Source organism: Bradyrhizobium sp. CFUWI (assembly GCF_056429085.1).
Genome location: NZ_JBWJZE010000015.1, coordinates 70472 through 90455 on the forward strand (window position 1 = coordinate 70472; position 19984 = coordinate 90455).

Annotated in this window: 18 protein-coding genes; 12 read left to right on the forward strand and 6 right to left on the reverse strand. The window is 66.1% G+C overall.

Features of this window, described 5'->3' with window-relative positions:
* Positions 1–29 precede the first annotated feature (29 nt).
* Positions 30–1892 (forward strand): ABC-F family ATP-binding cassette domain-containing protein, encoded by a 1863-nt coding sequence (locus AC066S_RS28035; protein WP_478271136.1) that lies wholly within the window; start codon positions 30–32, stop codon positions 1890–1892.
* Between the two features lie 188 nt (positions 1893–2080).
* Here AC066S_RS28035 and AC066S_RS28040 read toward each other — a convergent pair whose 3' ends face one another.
* The 4 genes from AC066S_RS28040 to AC066S_RS28055 all read right to left on the reverse strand — a co-directional run bounded on the left by AC066S_RS28040 (position 2081) and on the right by AC066S_RS28055 (position 5993).
* The gene (locus AC066S_RS28040) at positions 2081–3046 is read right to left on the reverse strand and encodes a tripartite tricarboxylate transporter substrate binding protein BugD (RefSeq protein ID WP_478271137.1); all 966 of its coding nucleotides are present in this window, start codon (positions 3044–3046) and stop codon (positions 2081–2083) included.
* A gap of 343 nt (positions 3047–3389) precedes the next feature.
* Positions 3390–3869, reverse strand: coding sequence for a hypothetical protein (locus tag AC066S_RS28045; RefSeq protein ID WP_478271180.1), 480 nt, complete (start codon positions 3867–3869; stop codon positions 3390–3392).
* Between the two features lie 165 nt (positions 3870–4034).
* Complete coding sequence (locus tag AC066S_RS28050; protein WP_141935871.1) at positions 4035–4487, reverse strand: DNA polymerase III subunit chi; 453 nt, start codon at positions 4485–4487, stop codon at positions 4035–4037.
* Between the two features lie 6 nt (positions 4488–4493).
* On the reverse strand, positions 4494–5993 hold the full coding sequence (locus AC066S_RS28055; RefSeq protein WP_478271138.1) for a leucyl aminopeptidase: 1500 nt from the start codon (positions 5991–5993) through the stop codon (positions 4494–4496).
* Positions 5994–6332: 339 nt separating this feature from the next.
* Between AC066S_RS28055 and lptF the strand changes: the two genes are divergently transcribed.
* The 9 genes from lptF to AC066S_RS28100 all read left to right on the forward strand — a co-directional run bounded on the left by lptF (position 6333) and on the right by AC066S_RS28100 (position 16240).
* A complete protein-coding gene (lptF, locus tag AC066S_RS28060) occupies positions 6333–7502 on the forward strand; it encodes an LPS export ABC transporter permease LptF (protein WP_126258454.1) in 1170 nt (389 codons plus the stop codon).
* The gene (gene lptG, locus AC066S_RS28065) at positions 7499–8596 is read left to right on the forward strand and encodes an LPS export ABC transporter permease LptG (protein ID WP_126258455.1); all 1098 of its coding nucleotides are present in this window, start codon (positions 7499–7501) and stop codon (positions 8594–8596) included. The genes lptF and lptG overlap by 4 nt, the downstream gene beginning before the upstream one ends.
* Positions 8596–11082, forward strand: coding sequence for an LPS-assembly protein LptD (locus AC066S_RS28070; RefSeq protein WP_164718713.1), 2487 nt, complete (start codon positions 8596–8598; stop codon positions 11080–11082). The genes lptG and AC066S_RS28070 overlap by 1 nt, the downstream gene beginning before the upstream one ends.
* 69 nt (positions 11083–11151) lie before the next feature.
* Positions 11152–12087, forward strand: a complete 936-nt coding sequence (locus tag AC066S_RS28075; protein WP_167767507.1) for a SurA N-terminal domain-containing protein — start codon at positions 11152–11154, stop codon at positions 12085–12087.
* A complete protein-coding gene (pdxA, locus tag AC066S_RS28080; RefSeq protein WP_135169477.1) occupies positions 12087–13121 on the forward strand; it encodes a 4-hydroxythreonine-4-phosphate dehydrogenase PdxA in 1035 nt (344 codons plus the stop codon). Before AC066S_RS28075 ends, pdxA begins: the two co-directional genes overlap by 1 nt.
* The gene (rsmA, locus tag AC066S_RS28085) at positions 13121–13978 is read left to right on the forward strand and encodes a 16S rRNA (adenine(1518)-N(6)/adenine(1519)-N(6))-dimethyltransferase RsmA (protein ID WP_135169476.1); all 858 of its coding nucleotides are present in this window, start codon (positions 13121–13123) and stop codon (positions 13976–13978) included. The genes pdxA and rsmA overlap by 1 nt, the downstream gene beginning before the upstream one ends.
* Before the next feature lie 23 nt (positions 13979–14001).
* Complete coding sequence (locus tag AC066S_RS28090) at positions 14002–15060, forward strand: alcohol dehydrogenase (RefSeq protein ID WP_478271139.1); 1059 nt, start codon at positions 14002–14004, stop codon at positions 15058–15060.
* Positions 15061–15137: 77 nt separating this feature from the next.
* On the forward strand, positions 15138–15374 hold the full coding sequence (locus tag AC066S_RS28095) for a hypothetical protein (protein ID WP_478271140.1): 237 nt from the start codon (positions 15138–15140) through the stop codon (positions 15372–15374).
* Positions 15375–15523: 149 nt separating this feature from the next.
* A complete protein-coding gene (locus AC066S_RS28100; protein WP_478271141.1) occupies positions 15524–16240 on the forward strand; it encodes a Crp/Fnr family transcriptional regulator in 717 nt (238 codons plus the stop codon).
* Positions 16241–16253: 13 nt separating this feature from the next.
* On the opposite strand, the gene AC066S_RS28105 is transcribed toward AC066S_RS28100, so the two are convergent.
* Entirely contained in the window at positions 16254–16991 is a 738-nt protein-coding gene (locus AC066S_RS28105; protein WP_135169473.1) for a Crp/Fnr family transcriptional regulator, read from the reverse strand.
* Positions 16992–17407: 416 nt separating this feature from the next.
* Between AC066S_RS28105 and AC066S_RS28110 the strand changes: the two genes are divergently transcribed.
* On the forward strand, positions 17408–18124 hold the full coding sequence (locus AC066S_RS28110) for a Crp/Fnr family transcriptional regulator (protein ID WP_478271142.1): 717 nt from the start codon (positions 17408–17410) through the stop codon (positions 18122–18124).
* A gap of 20 nt (positions 18125–18144) precedes the next feature.
* Here AC066S_RS28110 and AC066S_RS28115 read toward each other — a convergent pair whose 3' ends face one another.
* A complete protein-coding gene (locus AC066S_RS28115) occupies positions 18145–18771 on the reverse strand; it encodes a cupin (protein WP_478271143.1) in 627 nt (208 codons plus the stop codon).
* Between the two features lie 160 nt (positions 18772–18931).
* On the opposite strand from AC066S_RS28115, the gene AC066S_RS28120 reads away from it, so the two are divergent.
* Positions 18932–19813, forward strand: a complete 882-nt coding sequence (locus tag AC066S_RS28120; RefSeq protein WP_478271144.1) for an AraC family transcriptional regulator — start codon at positions 18932–18934, stop codon at positions 19811–19813.
* Positions 19814–19984 lie beyond the last annotated feature (171 nt).

The following is a 19984-nucleotide window of genomic DNA, read 5'->3' on the forward strand; positions in this document are numbered from 1 at the left end:
TTTGACCACGGCTGCGGTGACAAGGCCGCATGCTGTCCATTACCGACCTCTCCATCCGCCTCGCCGGACGCCTTCTGATTGACCAGAGTTCCGTGCAGATCACGCCGGGCTCGCGCGTCGGTCTGGTCGGACGCAACGGCACCGGCAAGTCGACGCTGTTCAAGGTGATCCGCGGCGAGCTGGCCGCCGAGCACGGCTCGGTGACCTTGCCGCCGCGCTGGCGCATCGGCAGCCTGGCCCAGGAAGCCCCGAACGGGCCGGAAAGCCTGATCTCAGTCGTGCTCAAGGCCGACCTCGAACGCGACGCGCTGCTCACTGAAGCCGAGAGCGCGACCGATCCGCATCGGATCGCCGAGATCCAGACCCGCCTGGTCGACATCGACGCGCATTCGGCACCGAGCCGCGCCGCCGCGATCCTCTCCGGCCTCGGCTTCTCCGCCGCCGATCAGCTCCGCCCCTGCGCCGAATTCTCCGGCGGCTGGCGCATGCGCGTCGCGCTTGCCGCCACCCTGTTCGCGGCCCCCGATTTGTTGCTGCTCGATGAGCCCACCAACTATCTCGACCTCGAAGGCACGCTATGGCTGGAGGATCACCTCGCGCATTATCCGCGCACCGTGATCGTGATCAGCCACGACCGCGATCTGCTGGAAAGCTCGGTCGACCAGATCCTGCATCTGGAGCGCGGCAAGCTCACGCTCTACAAGGGCAGCTATTCCTCGTTCGAGGAGCAGCGCGCCGCGCGCGAGCTGCTCGATGCCAAGCAGGTCAAGCGCCAGGAGGCCGAGCGCGCCCGCCTGCAGGCCTTCGTCGACCGCTTCAAGGCCAAGGCTTCGAAAGCGCGGCAGGCACAATCCCGCGTCAAGATGCTGGAGCGGCTGAAGCCGATCACGGCCTTGGTTACCGAGGACGTGCGCGAGATCAGCTTTCCCGCGCCGGAAAAAATCCTCTCGCCGCCGATCATCGCGGTCGACAACGCCTCGGTCGGCTACGATCCCGCCGCGCCCGTGCTCAATCGCGTCACCTTGCGCATCGACAACGACGACCGCATCGCGCTGCTGGGTGCCAACGGCAACGGCAAGTCGACGCTGGTCAAGCTGCTGGCCGGACGCCTTGCGCCGTTCTCCGGCAGGGTGACGCGGGCCGACAAGCTGTCGATCGCCTATTTCGCGCAGCACCAGCTCGACGAACTGAATGAAGACGCCTCCGCCTATGATCACGTCCGCAAGCTGATGGGCGATGCGCCGGAGGCCAAGGTGCGGGCGCGCGCCGGCGCGATCGGCTTCTCCGGCAAGGCGGCCGACACCAAGGCCGGCAAATTGTCGGGCGGCGAGAAGGCACGGCTGCTCCTGGGCCTTGCGACCTTCTTCGGTCCCAACATGATCATCCTGGACGAGCCGACCAACCATCTCGACATCGACAGCCGCGGCGCTTTGGCCGAAGCCATCAACGAATTTCCCGGCGCGGTGATCATGGTCTCGCACGACCGCTATCTGATCGAGGCCTGCGCCGACCGGCTCTGGATCGTCGCCGATCGCACCGTCACCAACTACGACGGCGACCTCGACGAATATCGCCGCCTGGTGCTGTCCACACGCAACGGCGAGCCCGCCCCGCGCGAGCGTAGCGCCGCGAGCGAAAAGCCGCAGCGCGCAAGGTCGGACAATCGCGGCTCGCTGAAGAAGCGCATCGCGGAGGCCGAAGCCGAGATCGCCCGCGTCAGCGAGATCATCACCAAGATCGATACAGCCCTTGCCCTGCCCGATATTTTTACGCGCGATCCCAAGCAGGCCGCGCAGCTGTCGAAGGCGCGGGCGAACGCGGCCGACGCGCTGGCGCGGGCGGAGGAGCAATGGCTGGAGGCGAGCACACAGTTCGATGAGGCGGCGGGGTAAGCGAGCTCTCGTGTCCCGGACGCGGCGCGTCATGAAATGACGCGACGCAGAGCCGGGAGCCATGCGTCAGCGCGCACGCGGCTCCTGGGCCCCGGCTCAGCAGCGCATCGCTCGCGCGCTGCGCTGCGTCCGGGGCACGTCTACGCGACGATAGCGGCGAATACGCCGGCGTCCGCAGCCGGACCGGCTCAGTCCGCGTATTGCCCGGCGGCCTTGATGATCGGCGCCCAGCGGTCGATCTCGCTCGTCAGCATCGCGCCCAGCGCCTCCGGCGTCGCCTTGTCCTGCGGCACCGGCTCGGTGTTGATGTCGTTGAACCGGGCGATCAGCGCCGGATCCTTCAGTGCGGCCTGGAGCGCCGCCGTGAGCTTCTGAATGACCGCCGGCGGTGTGCCCTTGGGCGCATAGATGCCGTGCCAGACGCCGAGCTCGAACCCCTTGAGGCCGGCCTCGTCCGCCGTCGGCAGGTCGGGAAGACTCTTCAGCCGCTCCTTGGTGGTGATCGCGTAGGCCTTGACCTGCTTGGCCGTGATCGGACCGGTGGTGTTGGTCGCCTGGTCGCAGGTGAGATCGATCTGCTTGCCGAGCAGATCGTTCATGATCGGACCGTTGCCCTTGTACGGCACCGTGGTGAGCTGCTTCTGGATCGCTGTCATGAACAGCATGCCGCAAAGATGCGATGCCGCTCCAAGGCCGGCATTGGCGTAGGTCAGCTTGTCGCCCTGCTGCTGGGCGTAGGCGACCAATTCCTTGAGCGTGTCGGCCGGAAAATCGGCACGCGCGATGATGGTCATCGGCGCATTGGTCACGAGCCCGATCGGCGCAAAGGCTGTCTTGGTGTCGTAGCTGAGGTTGCGATACAGCGTCGCCGCGGTCGAGATGCCGACGTGATGGATCAGCAGCGTGTAGCCGTCCGGCTGGGCGCGCGCGGCACGGGTCGAGCCGATGGTGCCGCCGGCCCCAGTCGCGTTCTCGACGATGACCTGCTGTCCCAGCGATTTCGCCATGCCCGCCGCGGTCAGGCGCGCGATGGTGTCGGTCGGCCCGCCGGCGGCGAACGGCACCAGCACGGTGATGGGCCTGGTCGGATAGTCCTGGGCGAGCGCCGCGCCAAACGGCAGGAGCAGCGCCGACACGAGGGCGATGAACCGCATGGTTTCCTCCGGTTTGTTATTGACACCATCAAAGCGCATTCCTGGCCGCGCGGCCATCACCAAAGCGACACATCAGACGCGTCAGAAGTGTTGCGATCTGTGCGAAGGCGCGCGAGCGCGGCCGATGGCCTGGCCGCATCGGCTCAAGTCCGCACTCGGTTTGATGAAGCGGCGGGGTCGAAGGCCTCGTGTCCCGGACGCGACGCGCCATGAAATGACGCGACGCTGAGCCGGGATTCACGCTTCAGCGTGCGCGCGGCTGTTGGGCCCCGGCTCGGCCGCTCATCGCTCAAGCGCGGCGCAGCGTCCGGGGCACGATGACGTCGATAGCGCCTGATACGCCTTACGCGTGCTTCTTCTTCGGCTTCGCCGCCCTCGGCACCGGCTGCGGGTCCGGATTGCCCTCGATCGAGGACAGCCGTCCGGCCGTGAAGGTGTAGATGCCCGCGCGCGGGCCGGAGGCCCACGTCACCACCGCAACGCGGCGGCCGGCGGCATCGTTGGAGAGGTTGACGCTCGCGGGCGCGCCGATGCCGCGCACCACGTCGCATTCGGTGTGGCCGAGCGCGACCGTGCCGCCCATCGGCGCCGTCGTCGACGCATTGGCGTCGGCCGGCCCGGGCGGCGGCGCCATGCCGGGACAGCCGCCATCGGCGCTGACGAGATCCTCAGCTCCGACCGGCTTGTCGGGGGTCAGCGGCGGCGACTCGATCGAGATGTTCTTGATGAAGAGACGGCCCGGCTTCTGGAACCATTCCGCGTCCTTCGACAACAGATCGCTCCCGCCCGAGCAGCCCGCGACCAGCGGTGCTACGGCAGCCAACGCAATTAGGAGCGACTTGGGAAGCTTTTGATGTCGCACGATAAACCAAATTCCCCGCATGAAGGACCAGCCCTAAGCGATTGTCCCAACATCACTTTGCGGCACGAAGGTGGCCAAAGCCAGCATCGCCCGAAAAGTGCAAATTATCATTAATTGCGAAGGACGCTAATTCCGACGCTGCCACCGGCCCCGCTCGTCGGCCTGCCAATAAGTGACATCAAATCCCCGCGCCTTGCAATCCGTCCAGGCGCTGCGGGCGAGCGCCAGCGCATCCGGGTCGTCGCCGTTGAACAGCAGCACCATGCGCGCATAGCCCTGCGCGTCCTCCGGGAGGGCGGCATTGTCGACCAGGAAGCGGACATGGGCGCCGTTGGGATTGCCCTCCTCGATCGCCAGCACGATCGGCTGATCGGCGGCGTCGTTCACCCGCCATGTCGCGTGCGGCAGGAAGGAATCGTCGCGATAGGTCCACAAATGCGCGTCGAGCGCGTCGGCGCGTTCTTCCGAGGTCGACTGGACCACGACGCGCCAGCCGCGCTCGAGCGATTTCTCGAGAAGCGGCGGCAACACGTTCTCCACCGTCATGTTTTGCAGATGATAGAACAGGACTTCAGTCATCTCGGGTCATTTGCGCTCGTAATGGTCGGCGACGAGGCGGTCGAGCAGGCGGACACCGTAGCCGCTGCCCCAGCTGTGGTTGACGTCGGTCTTCGGCGCGCCCATGGCGGTGCCGGCGATGTCGAGATGGGCCCAGGGCGTGTTGTCGACGAAGCGCTGCAGGAACTGCGCCGCGGTGATCGAGCCGCCATGACGGCCGCCGGTGTTCTTCATGTCGGCGAATTGGGAATCGATCAGCTTGTCGTATTCGGGACCGAGCGGCATGCGCCAGACCTTTTCCCCGCATTCGATACCGGCCGTCAGCAGGCGTTCGGCAAGCTCGTCATTGTTGGAGAACATGCCGGCATGCTCGGTTCCAAGCGCGACCACGATCGCGCCGGTCAGCGTCGCCAGATCCACCATGAATTCCGGCTTCACCTTCTTGGCGACGTACCAGAGCACGTCGGCCAGCACGAGACGGCCTTCCGCGTCGGTGTTGATGATCTCGATGGTCTGGCCCGACATCGAGGTAACGATGTCGCCCGGCCGCTGCGCATTGCCGTCGGGCATGTTCTCGACGAGGCCGATGGCGCCGACCACGTTGGCCTTGGCCTTGCGCGCCGCCAGCGCGTGCATCAGGCCGACGACGCAGGCCGCGCCGCCCATGTCGCCCTTCATGTCCTCCATGCTGCCGGCCGGCTTGATCGAGATACCGCCGGTGTCGAAACAGACGCCCTTGCCGACGAAGGCGACCGGCGCCTCGCCCTTCTTGCCGCCGTCCCAGCGCATGATCACGGTACGGCTCGGCCGCGCCGAGCCCTGACCGACACCGAGCAGCGCGCCCATGCCGAGCTTCTGCATCGCCTTGACGTCGAGCACCTCGACCTTGACGCCGAGCTTGCGGAGCTGACTGGCGCGGCGCGCGAACTCCTCGGGGAAGAGCACGTTCGGCGGCTCGTTGACGAGGTCGCGCGCGATGATCACGCCGTCGACGACATGGCCGGCCGCGACAAACGCCTTCTTCGCGGCAGCGGCATCGCCGACCGCAAGCGAGATGTCGGCGCGCGAGCCGCCCTCCTCGCCGTCCTTCTTCTTGGTCTTGTAACGGTCGAACTTGTAGGCGCGTAGGCGCAGGCCGGAGGCGATCGCAACCGCCTGCTCGCTCGTCATCGCGCCATCCGGCAGCTCCGCCATGACGGTCATGGCGGCAGTCCCGGCGGGAAGCTTGCTCGCGGCCACACCGCCGAATTTGAGGAAATCGTTCGCCTTCAGGCCGGCCGCCTTGCCGGCGCCGATCACCAGCAGTCGGGCGGCTTTCACCCCTTCCGGCGCCAGGATGTCCAGCGCCGCCCCGCTTTTACCCTTGAAGGCGGCGGCGGCCGCCGCCCGCTTCACGAGGTCGAGAGCGCCGCCCAGCGCCTTGGCGGTCGCGGGACCGACCTTCAGGCTGTCGTCGCAGAACACGACCAGGATGCCACGGGCGGCTGATGACAACGGGACGAAGCCGACCTTGATGGCATCGGACATGGGTAACTCCTTCAAAAGCTTTGGTCTTTTTGTCATTTACGGCCATGGCCGGGGCCAGACCTGAACGACGATTCACTGCGCCTTGCGCACTATGGGCCAGCGGCTGGGCTCATGCCAAGCACCCCCGTGGCCTCAGGGCCACAACGAGCGAAATATTAACCATATATTGAGGGTGCCACGGGGCAGCCATTTTGTTGACGGATCAAAGGGATGGTAGTGAGAGAGTAAGCTGGCGGAAGAGCCCTGCGGCCAACCTTGGGGATCCCCTGATCGGGGATTGGTTGGACAAGCGGAATTTCGGCCGACATTGGGGACTTGGTGGGATTCGTGCGGTAGCGCATGGGGTCGATCGATAGGTATATCTTCCGCACGACGCTGGCGTCGTTTGCGCTGGTCCTGGTCAGCCTCACCGGCGTGATCTGGATTACGCAGGCGTTGCGCGGCATCGACCTGATGACGAGCCAGGGTCAGACCATCCTCACCTTCCTCGGCATCACCAGCCTCGTCATCCCGGCCCTGGTGCTGATCATCTCGCCGATCGCGCTGATGATCGCGATCTCGCACACGCTGAACAAGCTCGCGACCGATTCCGAGATCATCGTGATGAATGCCGCCGGCTTCTCGCCGTTCCGGCTGTTCTATCCGTTCTTCTACGCAACCTGCGTGGTGGCGCTGCTGGTTGCCTTCATCGCGGCCTATCTCGCCCCCGACGGCATGCGGCGAATCAAGCAGTGGGATGCCGAGATCACCGCGGACGTGCTCACCAACATCCTGCAGCCCGGCCGCTTCGCCCAGCTCGACAAGAACCTCACGATCCGGATTCGCGAACGCCAGCCCGGCGGCATTCTTGCCGGCATCTTCATCGACGACCGCCGCGATCCGAACGAGCGCGTCTCGATCGTCGCCGAACGCGGCGAGGTCGTGAAGAACGAGACCGGCTCGTTCCTGGTGCTGGAGACGGGCAATCTGCAGCGCTTCGAGGCGGGCAAGCGCGATCCGGCGCTGGTGGCCTTCGGCCGCTACGGCTTCGACATGTCGAAATTCTCCAACCAGGGCCGCGACGTCACCCTTGGCATCCGCGAGCGCTATCTCTGGGAGCTGTTCTCGCCGTCCGAGGACGACCCCGTCTACAGGCAGATCCCCGGGCAATTCCGCTCGGCCCTGCATGACAGCCTGCTCGCGCCGATCTATCCCTTCGCCTTTGCCGTGCTGACCTTCGCCTTCCTCGGCGCGCCGCGCACCACCCGCCAGAGCCGCAACTTCTCGATCGGCTCGTCGATCATCGCGGTGTTCGGCTTGCGCATGGCGGGCTTTGCCTGCTCAGTGATGGCGGTGAAGTCGTCGGGCCCGGTGCTGGTGCAATACGCGATGGTGTTCGGCGCCATCGGCATCGGATTGTGGATCATCGTCAGCGGTGTCGTGGTCGAGCCGCCCCCCGGCCTGATGGAGGCCATCAACAGGTCGAACGCGCGCATCGCGCGGCTGTTCGGACGTCCGGCCACCGCATGAGCATGCTCACCAACACACTCGGGCGCTATTTCGCCGGCCGCTTCGTGGTCGCGGCGCTCGGCGTGTTCGCGAGCATCTTCCTGCTGCTGGTGCTGGTCGACTACATCGAGATGGTGCGCAAGACCTCTGGCCTCGCCTCCGCCTCCGCGCTCATGGTGGCCGAGACCTCGCTGTTCCGGGTGCCGCAGCTTCTGGAGAAGCTGACGCCGTTCTGCATGCTGATCGGCGCCATGACCTGCTATCTCGCCCTCTCCCGCCGGCTCGAGCTCGTGGTCGCGCGCGCCGCCGGCATCTCCGCATGGCAGTTCATCTCGCCGGCGCTCGGCAGCGCGCTCCTGATCGGCGTGATCGCCACCGTCGCCTACAATCCGATGTCGGCCAACTTGCGCGAAGCCTCCAAGCGCATGGAGGCCGAGCTGTTCGGCTCGGCGCCCGGCGGCGGTATCCAGGACGCCTCCGGCTTCTGGCTCAATCAGGTGACCAGCGACGGCCAGACCATCATCAACGCGGCGCGCAGCGAGCAGCAGGGCGTCCGGCTCACGGGGCTGACGCTGTTCCGGTTCGACCCGGAGCAGCACTTCAAGGAACGGGTCGAGGCGCGCGAGGCGACGCTCGAGGCCGGCCGCTGGCTGTTCAAGGGCGTCCGCCGCTTCTCGCTGGACGCCCCGCCGATCGACCAGGCCAGCCTGGAGATTCCGACGACGCTAACCGAGGCGCAGGTCCGCAACAGCTTCTCCACCCCAGAGACTGTGTCCTTTTGGCAACTACCGAGCTACATCCGCTCGTCCGAAAGCTCGGGCTTCGCGACAGCCGGTTACCGACTCCAGTATCAGAAGCTTCTGGCACAGCCGTTTTTGCTTGCGGCCATGGTGATGCTCGCGGCCTCCGTGTCGTTGCGCTTCTTCCGGATGGGCGGCGTGCAAAAGATGGTTTTGAGTGGCGTGGGCGCAGGCTTTCTGCTCTACGTTCTGTCGAAAGTAACTGAGGACTTGAGCAAGGCTGAGTTGATGCATCCGATCGCTGCGGCGTGGTTGCCCGTTGTAGTGGGCGGCCTCACCGGCTTTTTGGCCTTGCTCTATCAGGAGGACGGTTAGTGAGTGCCGTCCAACGAGGGCTCGTGTCTCGTTTGACGCGGCGCATGTTGATGCGCGCGAACGGGCACGGCTTGTCCATCCGCAGGCTGCTGCTCGCCGTCGTGACCGCTGCCTCGCTCGGCGGGCTGATCGACGTTGCCGCCGTGGCGCCGGCCTCCGCCCAATATACCTACAATCCGCTACCGCCGCGTCCGAAGCCGCCCAGGGTCGCCAACGACAACCAGATGCTGGTGCAGGCGACCGAGGTCGACTACGACTACAATAATTCGCGCGTCTCCGCGGTCGGCAACGTCCAGCTGTTCTACAACGGCACCAGCGTCGAGGCCGACAGGGTCATCTACGACCAGAAGACCAAGCGGCTGCATGCCGAGGGCAACATCCGCATGACGGATGCCGACGGCAAGATCACCTATGCCGAGATCATGGATCTCTCCGACGATTACCGCGACGGTTTCGTCGATTCGCTGCGCGTGGACACCGCCGACCAGACCCGCATGGCCGCGAGCCGCGCCGACCGCTCCAGCGGCAATTACACGGTGTTCGAGAACGGCGTCTACACGGCCTGCGCGCCGTGTCGGGACGATCCGAAGAAGCCGCCGCTGTGGCAGGTCAAGGGTGCGCGCATCATCCACGACCAGCAGGAGAAGATGCTGTATTTCGAGACAGCGCAGCTCGAATTCTTCGGCGTGCCGCTCGCCTACATGCCCTATTTCTCGACGCCCGACCCGACCGTGAAGCGCAAGAGCGGCTTCCTGATGCCGGGCTACATTTCCGGCACGGACAACACGGGCTATGGCGTCGAGGTTCCCTATTATTGGGCGATCGCGCCCGACATGGACGCAACCTTCACCCCGCGCTTCCTGTCGCGGCAAGGCGTGCTGCTGCAGGGCGAATTCCGACAGCGCCTGATCGACGGCGCCTACCAGATCCGCGCCTACGGCATCAACCAGCTCGATCCCGGAGCGTTTGCCGGGCAGCCCGGCGACCGCGATTTCCGCGGCGCCATCGACACCAAGGGTCAGTTCGCGCTGAACGACAAATGGGTCTGGGGCTGGGACGGCGTCCTGATGTCCGACTATTATTTCTTCTCGGACTACCGCCTCTATCAGTACCGCGATCCGCTCGGCTCGTTCCTGCTGCTGCCGACGGAAGCGCTGTCGCAGCTCTATCTGACCGGTGTCGGCAACCGCAGCTTCTTCGACGCGCGCACGATGTACTGGCTGAGCTATTCGGGTAACCAGAGCCAGGTGCCGATCGTCTATCCGGTGATCGACTATTCCAACGTGCTCAACTATCCGGTGTTCGGCGGCGAGTTCAGTTACAAGACCAATTTCGTGAACCTGTCGCGCGACCAGTCGGTGTTCGATCCGATCACGACGCTGGCCAACACCAACAGCCTGTGCACGACGGCATCGGCCGATCCGCTCGCCCGCATGCCCTCGCAGTGCCTGCTGCGCGGCTTCCCCGGCACCTACACCCGCCTCACGGCGGAAGCGCAATGGCGCAAGTCCTTCACCGACCCGTTCGGCCAGATCTGGACGCCGTTCGCGAGCCTGCGCGCCGATGCGATCAACTCCTCGGTCTCCAACCAGCCGGGCGTGTCGAACTATCTTCCCGTCGGCGACACCCAGGCGTTCCGCCTGATGCCGACCGTGGGCCTCGAATACCGCTACCCCTTCATCAACATCCAGCCCTGGGGATCGACCACGCTCGAGCCGATCGCGCAGATCATCATCCGGCCGAACGAGACCTATGCCGGCAAGCTCCCGAACGAGGACGCCCAGAGCCTGGTGTTCGACGCCTCCAACCTGTTCAGCGTCGACAAGTTCTCCGGCTACGACCGCGTCGAGGGCGGCGGCCGCGCCAATGTCGGCGTGCAGTCCACCACGCAGTTCGACAAGGGCGGCGCCGTCAAGGTGCTGTTCGGCCAGTCCTACCAGCTGTTCGGCATGAATTCCTTCGCGGTCCAGGACGCCATCAATACGGGCATCAATTCCGGCCTGGACAAGCCGCGTTCCGATTACGTCGCGAGCGCCAGCTACTCGCCCAACAGCACCTACACGTTCAGCGTCCGCTCCCGCATGGACGAGCAGACCTGGAACGTGCAGCGCTTCGAGGCGGAAGGCCGCGCCAACTTCAATCGCTGGTCGGTCAGCATGCTGTATGGCAGTTACGCAGCGCAGCCGGAGCTCGGCTATCTGACCCGCCGCGAGGGCATCCTGACCTCGGGCTCGCTGAAGGTGGCGAACAACTGGGTGGTGTCGGGCTCGGCGCGCTGGGACCTCGAGGCCAACAAGATCAACCAATATGTGGTCGGTGCCGGCTATGTCGACGATTGCTTCGTGCTGGCGGCGAACTACGTAACTTCGTATAGTTATTCTGCGGGCACCACGCCGCCCGTGTTGAGCCACGCGTTCATGTTCCAGATCGGCCTGCGCACGCTGGCGAACTCGTCGACGACCAGCAGTTCCTCCGGCCTCCAGTGAACGGTTTGAAGTGCCGGCCGCGCTTGCCCCCATCACAGGCTCGACGCGGCTGACATGCGAGCGACAATCATGACGACCCCATTGCCCGTCTTCCGCCTCCTGCTCGCCATCACTGCCGGGTTGATCCTGACCGGACTGCCCTCGCCGTCGCGCGCGCAGAACATCGTCGTCATGGTCAACGGTGATCCGATCACCGATTTCGACATCGAGCAGCGTTCCAAGCTCGACCAGCTGACGACGCAGAAGACCCCGAGCCGGCAGGAGGTCATCAACGAGCTGATCGACGACAAGGTGAAGATCAAGGAGGGCAAGAAGTACGGGGTCGATCCCAGCGCCTCCGACATCAACCAGTCCTTCGAGGGCATGGCGCAGCGCATGCGCATCACGCCGGACCAGCTCGCCAAGTCGCTCGAATCCAAAGGCCTCCGCCCCGAGACGCTGAAGAGCCGCATGAGGTCCGAGATGGTCTGGACCAGCCTCGTGCGCGGCCGCTTCAAGGAGAAGCTGCTGGTCGGCGAGCGCGACGTCGCGCAGGCCGTGCAGGCCCAGACCGGCGACAAGCTGCAGGTCGAAGGCACCGAGTACAAGATGCAGCCGATCGTGCTGATCGTGCCGCGCGGCTCGTCCCCGTCGTTCCTGGAGACCCGGAAGAAGGAAGCCGAGAGCTATCGCGCGCGCGTCGGAAGCTGCGAAGAAGCCAATTCGCTGTTCCGCTCGACACCGAACGTCACCATTCGGGACGCCGTCACCAAGACCACCGCCGAACTGCCGGAGGTGCTGCGCAAGGTGCTCGACGACACCCCGATCGGCCACCTGACCGCGCCCGAGCTGACCAAGAACGGCATCGAGATGGTGGTGCTGTGCTCGCGCAAGCCGACCATGATCGACACGCCGAAGAAGCGCGAGGTCCGCGAGAAGATGTATCAGGAGAAATACGAGAAGACCCAGAAGGCCTATCTCGACGAGCTCCGCAAGGCCGCGATGATCGAATATCGCAACCGCTGATGGCCGATCGCGCAGCAAAGCCCCTTGCCCTGACCCTGGGAGAGCCCGCCGGCATCGGCCCCGACATCACGATCGCGGCCTGGCTGCGGCGCCGCGAGCTGAACCTGCCCGCCTTCTATCTGCTCGGTGACGAGGCGCTGATCGCGCGGCGGGCCAAGGCGCTCGCCCCGTCGCTGGGGGCCGGCGTCAGGACCGCGGCGGTGAGCCCCGGCGAGGCCGCTGCTGCCTTCACCGAGGCCCTGCCCGTGGTCGCCACCGGCGAGCGCGCGACCGCCGAGCCCGGCAAGCCCGACGCATCGAGCGCGCCCGCCGCGCTCGCCTCGATCCGGCAGGCGGTCACCGATGTTCGCGAGGGCCGCGCCGGCGCCGTCGTCACCAATCCGATCGCCAAGAGCGTGCTCTACCGCTCGGGCTTCCGTCATCCCGGCCACACCGAATTCCTCGCCGAGCTCGCCGCCAAGAACGGGCGCGTGCCGCAGCCGGTGATGATGCTATGGTCGCCGCAACTCGCCGTGGTGCCCGTGACCATTCACGTCTCGATCCGCGATGCCTTGGCCCAGCTCACCAGCGAGCTGATCGTCTCGACCGTGCGCATCGTCGCAACCGAGCTGAAATCCCGTTTTGGCATCGCGCGGCCGCGCATCGCGGTCTCCGGCCTCAATCCGCATGCCGGGGAGGACGGCTCGCTCGGCCACGAGGAGCAGACCGTCATCGCCCCGGCGCTGAAAGTCCTGCGCAACGACGGTATCGAGACCAGGGGCCCGCTGCCCGCCGACACCATGTTCCACGAGGCCGCGCGCAGCACCTATGACTGCGCCATCTGCATGTATCACGACCAGGCGCTGATCCCGATCAAGACGGTCGCGTTCGACAACGCGGTCAATGTCACGCTCGGCCTGCCCTTCGTCCGCACCTCGCCCGATCACGGCACCGCCTTCGACATCGCCGGCACGGCCAAAGCCAACCCAGCGAGCCTGATCGCAGCCTTGAGGCTCGCCAGCCGCATGGCGGCTTCACCAAGCTCACAAAGCTGATGAGCGCGATCGACGACCTCCCGCCGCTGCGCGAGGTCATTCGCCGCCACGCGCTGTCGGCGCGCAAATCGCTCGGCCAGAACTTTCTGCTCGACCTCAATCTCACGGCGCGGATCGCGCGCGCCGCGGCGCCGCTCGAGGATTCCACCATCGTCGAGATCGGCCCCGGCCCGGGCGGGCTGACGCGCGCCCTCCTCGCGCTCGGCGCGAGGCGGGTGATCGCCATCGAGCACGACGAGCGCGCGATCCCGGCCTTGCAGGATATTTCCGCGCACTATCCTGACAGGCTCGAGATCGTGCACGGCGACGCCATGACATTCGATCCCCGCCCGTTGCTCGATGACGCGCGCGCGAAAATCGTCGCCAACCTGCCCTACAACATCGCGACCCAGCTCTTGATCAACTGGCTCACCAGCGAGCCCTGGCCGCCCTGGTACGACATGATGGTGCTGATGTTCCAGCGCGAGGTCGGCGAGCGCATCGTGGCGCGCGAGGACGAGGAGGCCTACGGCCGGCTCGGCGTGCTCGCCAACTGGCGCTGCGAGACCAAGATCCTGTTCGACATCGCGCCGTCCGCCTTCGTGCCGCCGCCCAAGGTCACCTCCTCCGTCGTGCGCCTCAAGCCGCGCGCAGAGCCGCTTGCCTGCGATCGCAAGCTGCTCGAACAGGTCGCCGCCGCCGCCTTCGGCCAGCGCCGCAAGATGCTGCGGCAAAGCCTGAAGTCGCTCGGCGTCGATCCGGCCCGGCTCGCGCAGGCCGCCGGCGTCGATGCGACGCGGCGCGCGGAAACCATTCCCATTTCCGGCTTTGTTGCCATGGCGCGCGAATTGGCGGATATACGCAGCGAAACCGAGTAACCAAGAATTCCGGAGGAAAGAAAATGGCGCTGATGCGCAGGCAGTCCCTGGTCAAGTTCGACGCGCCCTTGTGCGAGACCATCGTCGACACGCCGAAGCCGCAAGGCCGCGAGGTGCTGGTGCGCATCGAGCGCTGCGGCCTCTGCCATTCCGACCTGCACATCCAGGACGGCTATGCCGATCTCGGCGGCGGCAAGAAGCTCGACACCACGCGCGGCATGACGCTGCCGTTCACGCTGGGCCACGAGATCGCCGGCGTGGTCGACGAGGTCGGCCCCGACCTGCCGGCGGGTCTCGTCGGCGCGAAGAAGGCCGTCTTTCCCTGGATCGGCTGCGGCCAGTGCCGCGACTGCGCCAATGGCGACGAGAATCTTTGCGTGAAGCAGCGCTTCCTCGGCGTCTCCATCGACGGGGGCTTTGCCACCCACGTGCTGGTGCCCGACGCGAAATATCTGCTCGACTACGATCCCCTGCCCGTCAACCAGGCCGCGACCTTGATGTGCTCCGGCGTCACCGCCTATGGCGCGCTCAAGCGCCTGGTCGACCGTCCGCGCCAGCGCAACCTTCTGCTGATCGGCCTCGGCGGCGTCGGCATGATGGGCCTGTCGTTCGCGCAGGCGATGTTCAAGCAGCCGATCACGGTCGCCGACCTCTCAGCGGCCGCGCGAGAGACCGCACTCAAGAACGGGGCCGCCGTCGCCTACGATCCGGCCGAGCCCGACGTGATCAAGCGCATCCTGAAGGAGACCGAGGGCGGGTTCGACGAGATCGTCGATTTCGCCGGCAACGAGAAGTCGATGGCCTTTGCGGTCGCAGTCGCCGCGCGCGGCGGCAAGATCGTTGTCTCCGGCCTGATGGGCGGTCAGTTCACGCTGCCGATGGTGCAATGGGTCTACAAGCGCATGACCATCGAGGGCTTCATGGTCGGCACGCTCGCCGAGGCCCACGAGCTGATGGCGCTGGCGCGCGCCGGCAAGATCAGGCCGACGCCGATGCGCGAGGAGCCGATGGGCGAGGTCCAGAAATGGATCGACGAGCTTCGTGCCGGCAAGGTCGTCGGCCGCATCGTGCTGAAGAACTGACCGATCGCTTGCTGCGGGCCCGACGCAAGTTGCGCCCGCCGCACGGAACGCCTTCGACCTCGCCGCGTTGGCAGCGCATGTCCATCCGCTGCACCGTCGAAAGCGCATTCTTCATCGCCTGGAGCTGCCTCGAGCAGAGCGGCGAGCTCGGCCCGCCGGACGAGAGCGCGAACGTCCTTCTCGACGCCATCGAAGCCCAGCTCAGGACCGGCGAACGCCGGCAGCTGATGCTGGCCAACAGGGCGATCGACGCCTATCGCGCGCATGCGGCCGAACGCCGATCCACAGGGGACCGCGAAGCCCGCGTCGGGTGATGTTTCATCGCCCATGCGGGCCCGGCGGCAGAGGCGCGAACTTTTCGACCCCGAGCCTCGCCTTGTGTGCACTTTGGAACCGTTGGTTCCGCCACGGAAACGTAGGGTTCTGACCGGCGCCGATTCCCGGCCAGCCAAGAGAAGAGACTGTGACCGGTCGGCCCCAGAACGATCTGCTCCGGCAGCTCGCCCCGCGAGATTTCGAACTTCTTGCACCTCATCTCCAGCCGGTCGACATCGAGGCGGGCCACATCCTGCATCACGCCGGCGACGCCGTGGCGGCGGTTCATTTCCCCTGCGGCGCCACGCTCGTGTCGTTCGCCGTTCCGGTCGAGGATGATCGCGAGGTCGAAAGCCTGCTGGTGGGACGCGAGGGTGCGGTGGGCGTTGCCGCCGGCCGCAATCCTTCGCTCGCCTATTCCCGCATCGTCGTGAAGCTGGGCGGCACGCTCGTCCGGCTGCCGCTGCGCGTGCTCGAGCAGGCGCAGCAGAGGTCGGCCGCGCTGGAAGAGGCGATCTCGCGCTATGCCGATTGCCAGTTCGCGCAATTGCTGCAAAACGCGGCCTGCAACGCCGCGCATTCGATCGAGCAGCGCGCCGCCAAGTGGATCATCTCCACGCAGGAGCGTATCGGCCAGGCCGAGATCCCCCTCACCCACGAGCAGCTCGCCGGCATGCTCGGCGTCTCCCGCAGCTATGCCAGCCGCGTCATCCAGATGTTCAAGGCGCGGCGCATCCTCGCCACCCGGCGCGGCGCCATCCTGATCCTCGACGCAGCGGCGCTCGCCGCCAGAGCCTGCTGCTGCAACGATTGGGTGAAGAAGCATTTTGACGAAGTGCTCGGCGCGGCATCCGCCGATGGCTAACATGCCGGCGGACTCACGCCGGCGGCGACGACTGCCGTTTCTGGTGCAGATAGGTCGGGCTGAAATCGCCGAGCCGCTGCAAGTCGCGCCATTTCAGCACGATCAGCTCGCCCTCTCGCAGATCCATGGCGCCGCTGCGCCTGAGCTCGGCGAGCGTCCGGTTCACGGTCGCAATCGCCATGCCCAGCGTCTCGCCGAGCTGCGCCAGGCTGATCGGCAAGGGGCAGCGATTGCCGCGGACGAGCTGCGCGGCGCGGGCGCGGTAGAACAGCTCGCAGAACAGGTGCGCCATACGCGCCTGCATCGGCCGGGCGCTGTTGTTGGTGATGGCTTCGCGAAAGATCGCGGCATCGAGTAGCGTCTCGCGCCAGATGGCCAACCCAAAGCTCGGCCGCCGCCGGAACGCGATGAACAATTCGCGATGCGGGATGAAGGCGACCGAGGCGGGCCCCAGCGCGCTCAATCCGTGGTCCATCTGGTCGATGAACAGGCCCTGCGCGTCCGGCAGGTCGCCGGTGAGGTGGAAGGCGAGATATTGCCGCCCGCCGCCGCCGAGCAGATGGTAGCGCGCGACCATGCCCGAGACGACCAGCACCGAATGCTCGGGTTCGTCGCCCTGGCGGATGAAATCCTCGTTCGACTCGAAATCGCGCAGCGTGAAGGTGAGCGCGCGAATCTCGGCGAGATCCTCCGGTGCGAGCGCGGTGTGCTCGCACAGGTTCCGGATCAGCACGTCGTGGGCTTTTTCCATGGGGCCGCCAAAAATCGCGCCGGGTTCTATCAAATGATACGTCCGGCATGGCTTCAGCGGACTAGAACGCGTCTCGGAAGCAGAGGTTGCTAATTCGATCTGCGACCGTACCGGGTCGCATCCACCCCGTCACCTCGACGACGAGCCGAGCCGTCCCTTCATGAGCCCTGCGACGATCCTGGAACGTATCCGCAGCCTGTTCACGCCGGATACGAGCGAGCACCTCGACAGCATCGAGAATGCCTTCGTCGAAGGCACGCTGAAGCAGCCGGCCGGCCGATGTCCGATCAGGAACTCGCCCGTGCCATTCGCGAGTTCCGCTCTGCGCCCGTCTCCGCCTGGACCCTCGCAAAGCTGTCTGGGCGCTTCGTCGAGGCATCCAGGTCGCGCGAGAATTGAACCGGCACGCGAGGCTCATGCCGCATCAAAAGTTCATCGCGCGTCTGCAGGTCGTCGAAGACCTGTCCGAGGACGAACGCCGACAGATCGCCGCCCTGCCCGCCACGCTGCGCCAGGTCGCCGACGGCGAGATCGTGCTGCGCCAGGGCGAGACCGCCTCGCGCTGCGTCTTCGTCGTGCACGGCTTCCTCTACCAGACCCGCATCGTCGGCGACCGCAGCCAGATCCTTGCCTTCCACGTTCCCGGCGACATGCCCTGCCTGCACGCGCTGCTGGTCTCGCCGATGGATGCAGACCTCGTCGGCCTCGGACCGACTATCGTCGGCGCGGTCGCGCACAGCCAGCTCAAGCAGCTTCTCGACGGCTCGGTGCATTTGACTCGCGCGTTCTGGCGCGAGACGCTGATCGATGCGGCGATCTCGCGACGATGGATCGCCCGCCTCGGCGCGCAGGCGGCCCTGGCCAAGGTCGCGCACCTCATCTGCGAGCTCGCCGCAAGGCTGGAGCTCGTCGGCCTTCTCGACGACGGTTGCTTCCAGATGCCGATGACGCAGCGGCACGTTGCAGATGCCTGCGGACTCTCGATCGTCCACGTCAATCGCACCATCCAGGAGCTGAGGCATCGTGGATTGATCGCCTGGGAGGGCAGCGAGATCGAGCTGCTGCAACCCGAGGAGCTGCGCAGGCTTGCGGACTTCGCGCCGGACTATCTGACGGGAGCGCGGCGGACGTGAGGAGAAACCGCCGAGCAGCGCTACCCGCCGGCTCGCGATCGCGGCCGCTCTTTCCGCCACGCGCGCAGCAGCGGGCCGCCGCGGCCAAGGACCGGATCCGTCTTCGGCTTCCGGACCTTGGCGATGCGCCTGATGGCGTCGGGACGCTCGCGCGTGTCGGTGCACTCGTCATAGGTCCCGTCCTGCGGATAGGCGCCGACCACCAGAAAATCCCGACTGGACTCGATGAGACGGTGTCCCGTGCCTGCGGGGAGGACCAGAACATCGCCGGGCCTCACACTCAGGATTCGCCCCTTGATCCCGCCGCACTCGATTCTGGCCGTGCCGCGTGCCACGCCCATCACCTCATGGATCTGCGAATGATAATGGACGAAGTCGTACACGGTATCGCGCCATGACCGGCCCCAGCCATTCGCATCGAACATCGTGTCGATGATGACGTCAGGGCGAAAGCGCCGGCTCGTCAGCTTCACCGCCCCGCGATAGAGCAATGCTGGAAATTTCGGATTGTTCGGCACGATGCCGTCGTCGCGAAAATGGAGGGCGGCCGGCCTTCGCGCCCGCACCAGCGCGCGCAACGCTGCTGCATCGGGACAGTCCTCCACCAGCTTCCTGGCGAAATTCTTGACCTGATCCTTGATCGGCATGGCGTCTCCTCAGCCGCGATTCAACGGCGGCGGAGGCGAGAAGTTTCCCAAGGTGAAAACAGCTTGGCGGCTTTCTGCGCCCCGTGGCAAAACCGCAAGATCGGTCGAGCACCTCCTGCCCGCATAGGCTTTAGCTGGCGCTGCCACGGAGAACGGAACGATGACGGCGGCGCTTCGCAACTACCATGCCCGGATGCAGCGGGTGCTGGATCACATCGACCGGCATCTGGATGATGATCTTGACCTGGATGCGCTGAGCAGCGTCGCCGCCTACTCGAAGTATCATTTCCACCGGCAGTTCACGGCGACCTTCAGGCTGTCCGTGCATCGCTATATCCAGCTCGCCCGCATGAAGCGCGCTTCATACCGGTTGGCCTACAGCGACGCCGAAAGCGTCACGGATATCGCGATGGATGCCGGCTACGACGCGCCTGACGCCTTCGCCCGCGCCTTTCGGCAACGGTTCGGGCAATCGCCGTCGTCGTTCCGGAAGTCTCCCGACTGGGAGCCGTGGCTTGCGGCCTTCGGGCCTCTCGACAATGCGAGGAGCAAGTTCATGCAGAAGACCTTTACCAGCGACGACGTGACGATCCGCAATGTGCCGACGACGTCGGTGGCGATCATGGAGCACCGCGGCGATCCGGCGACGCTCCCCGCCACCATCCAGCGGTTCATCGCCTGGCGCAAAGCCGCCGGCCTGCACCCGAGCACGAGTCCGACCTTCAACGTCTGGCGGTCCGAGCGGCGGCCGGCCTCGCCCGCCGACTACAGCGTGGACCTCTGCGTCGGAACCGACAAGCCGATCGAGGCAAACGGGGCAGCGATCAAAGCCGGCGAGATTCCGGGCGGCCGCTGCGCCGTGCTACGCGTCGTCGGCAACACCGACAATCTCGAGCCCGCCGCGCTGTTCCTCTATCGCGACTGGCTTCCGGCCAGCGGTGAGGAAGCCCGCGACTTCCCGATCTATTGCCAGCGGCTGAGCTTCGTTCCTGATGTCGCCGAGCACGAGGCGGCCGCGGATCTGTTCCTGCCGTTGAAATGAACTGCTCTCACCGCATCCATCGTCATTCCAGGATGCGTGCGCGTGCCCCGGACGCAGCGCAGCGCCTCATGGCGGTGCGCTGCAGAGCCGGGGCCCATGCTGCACCGGAGTCCAGAGCGCCGGGCCGCGGCTCAGCGCAGCGTATGAACGCTGCAGCGCGTCCGGGACACG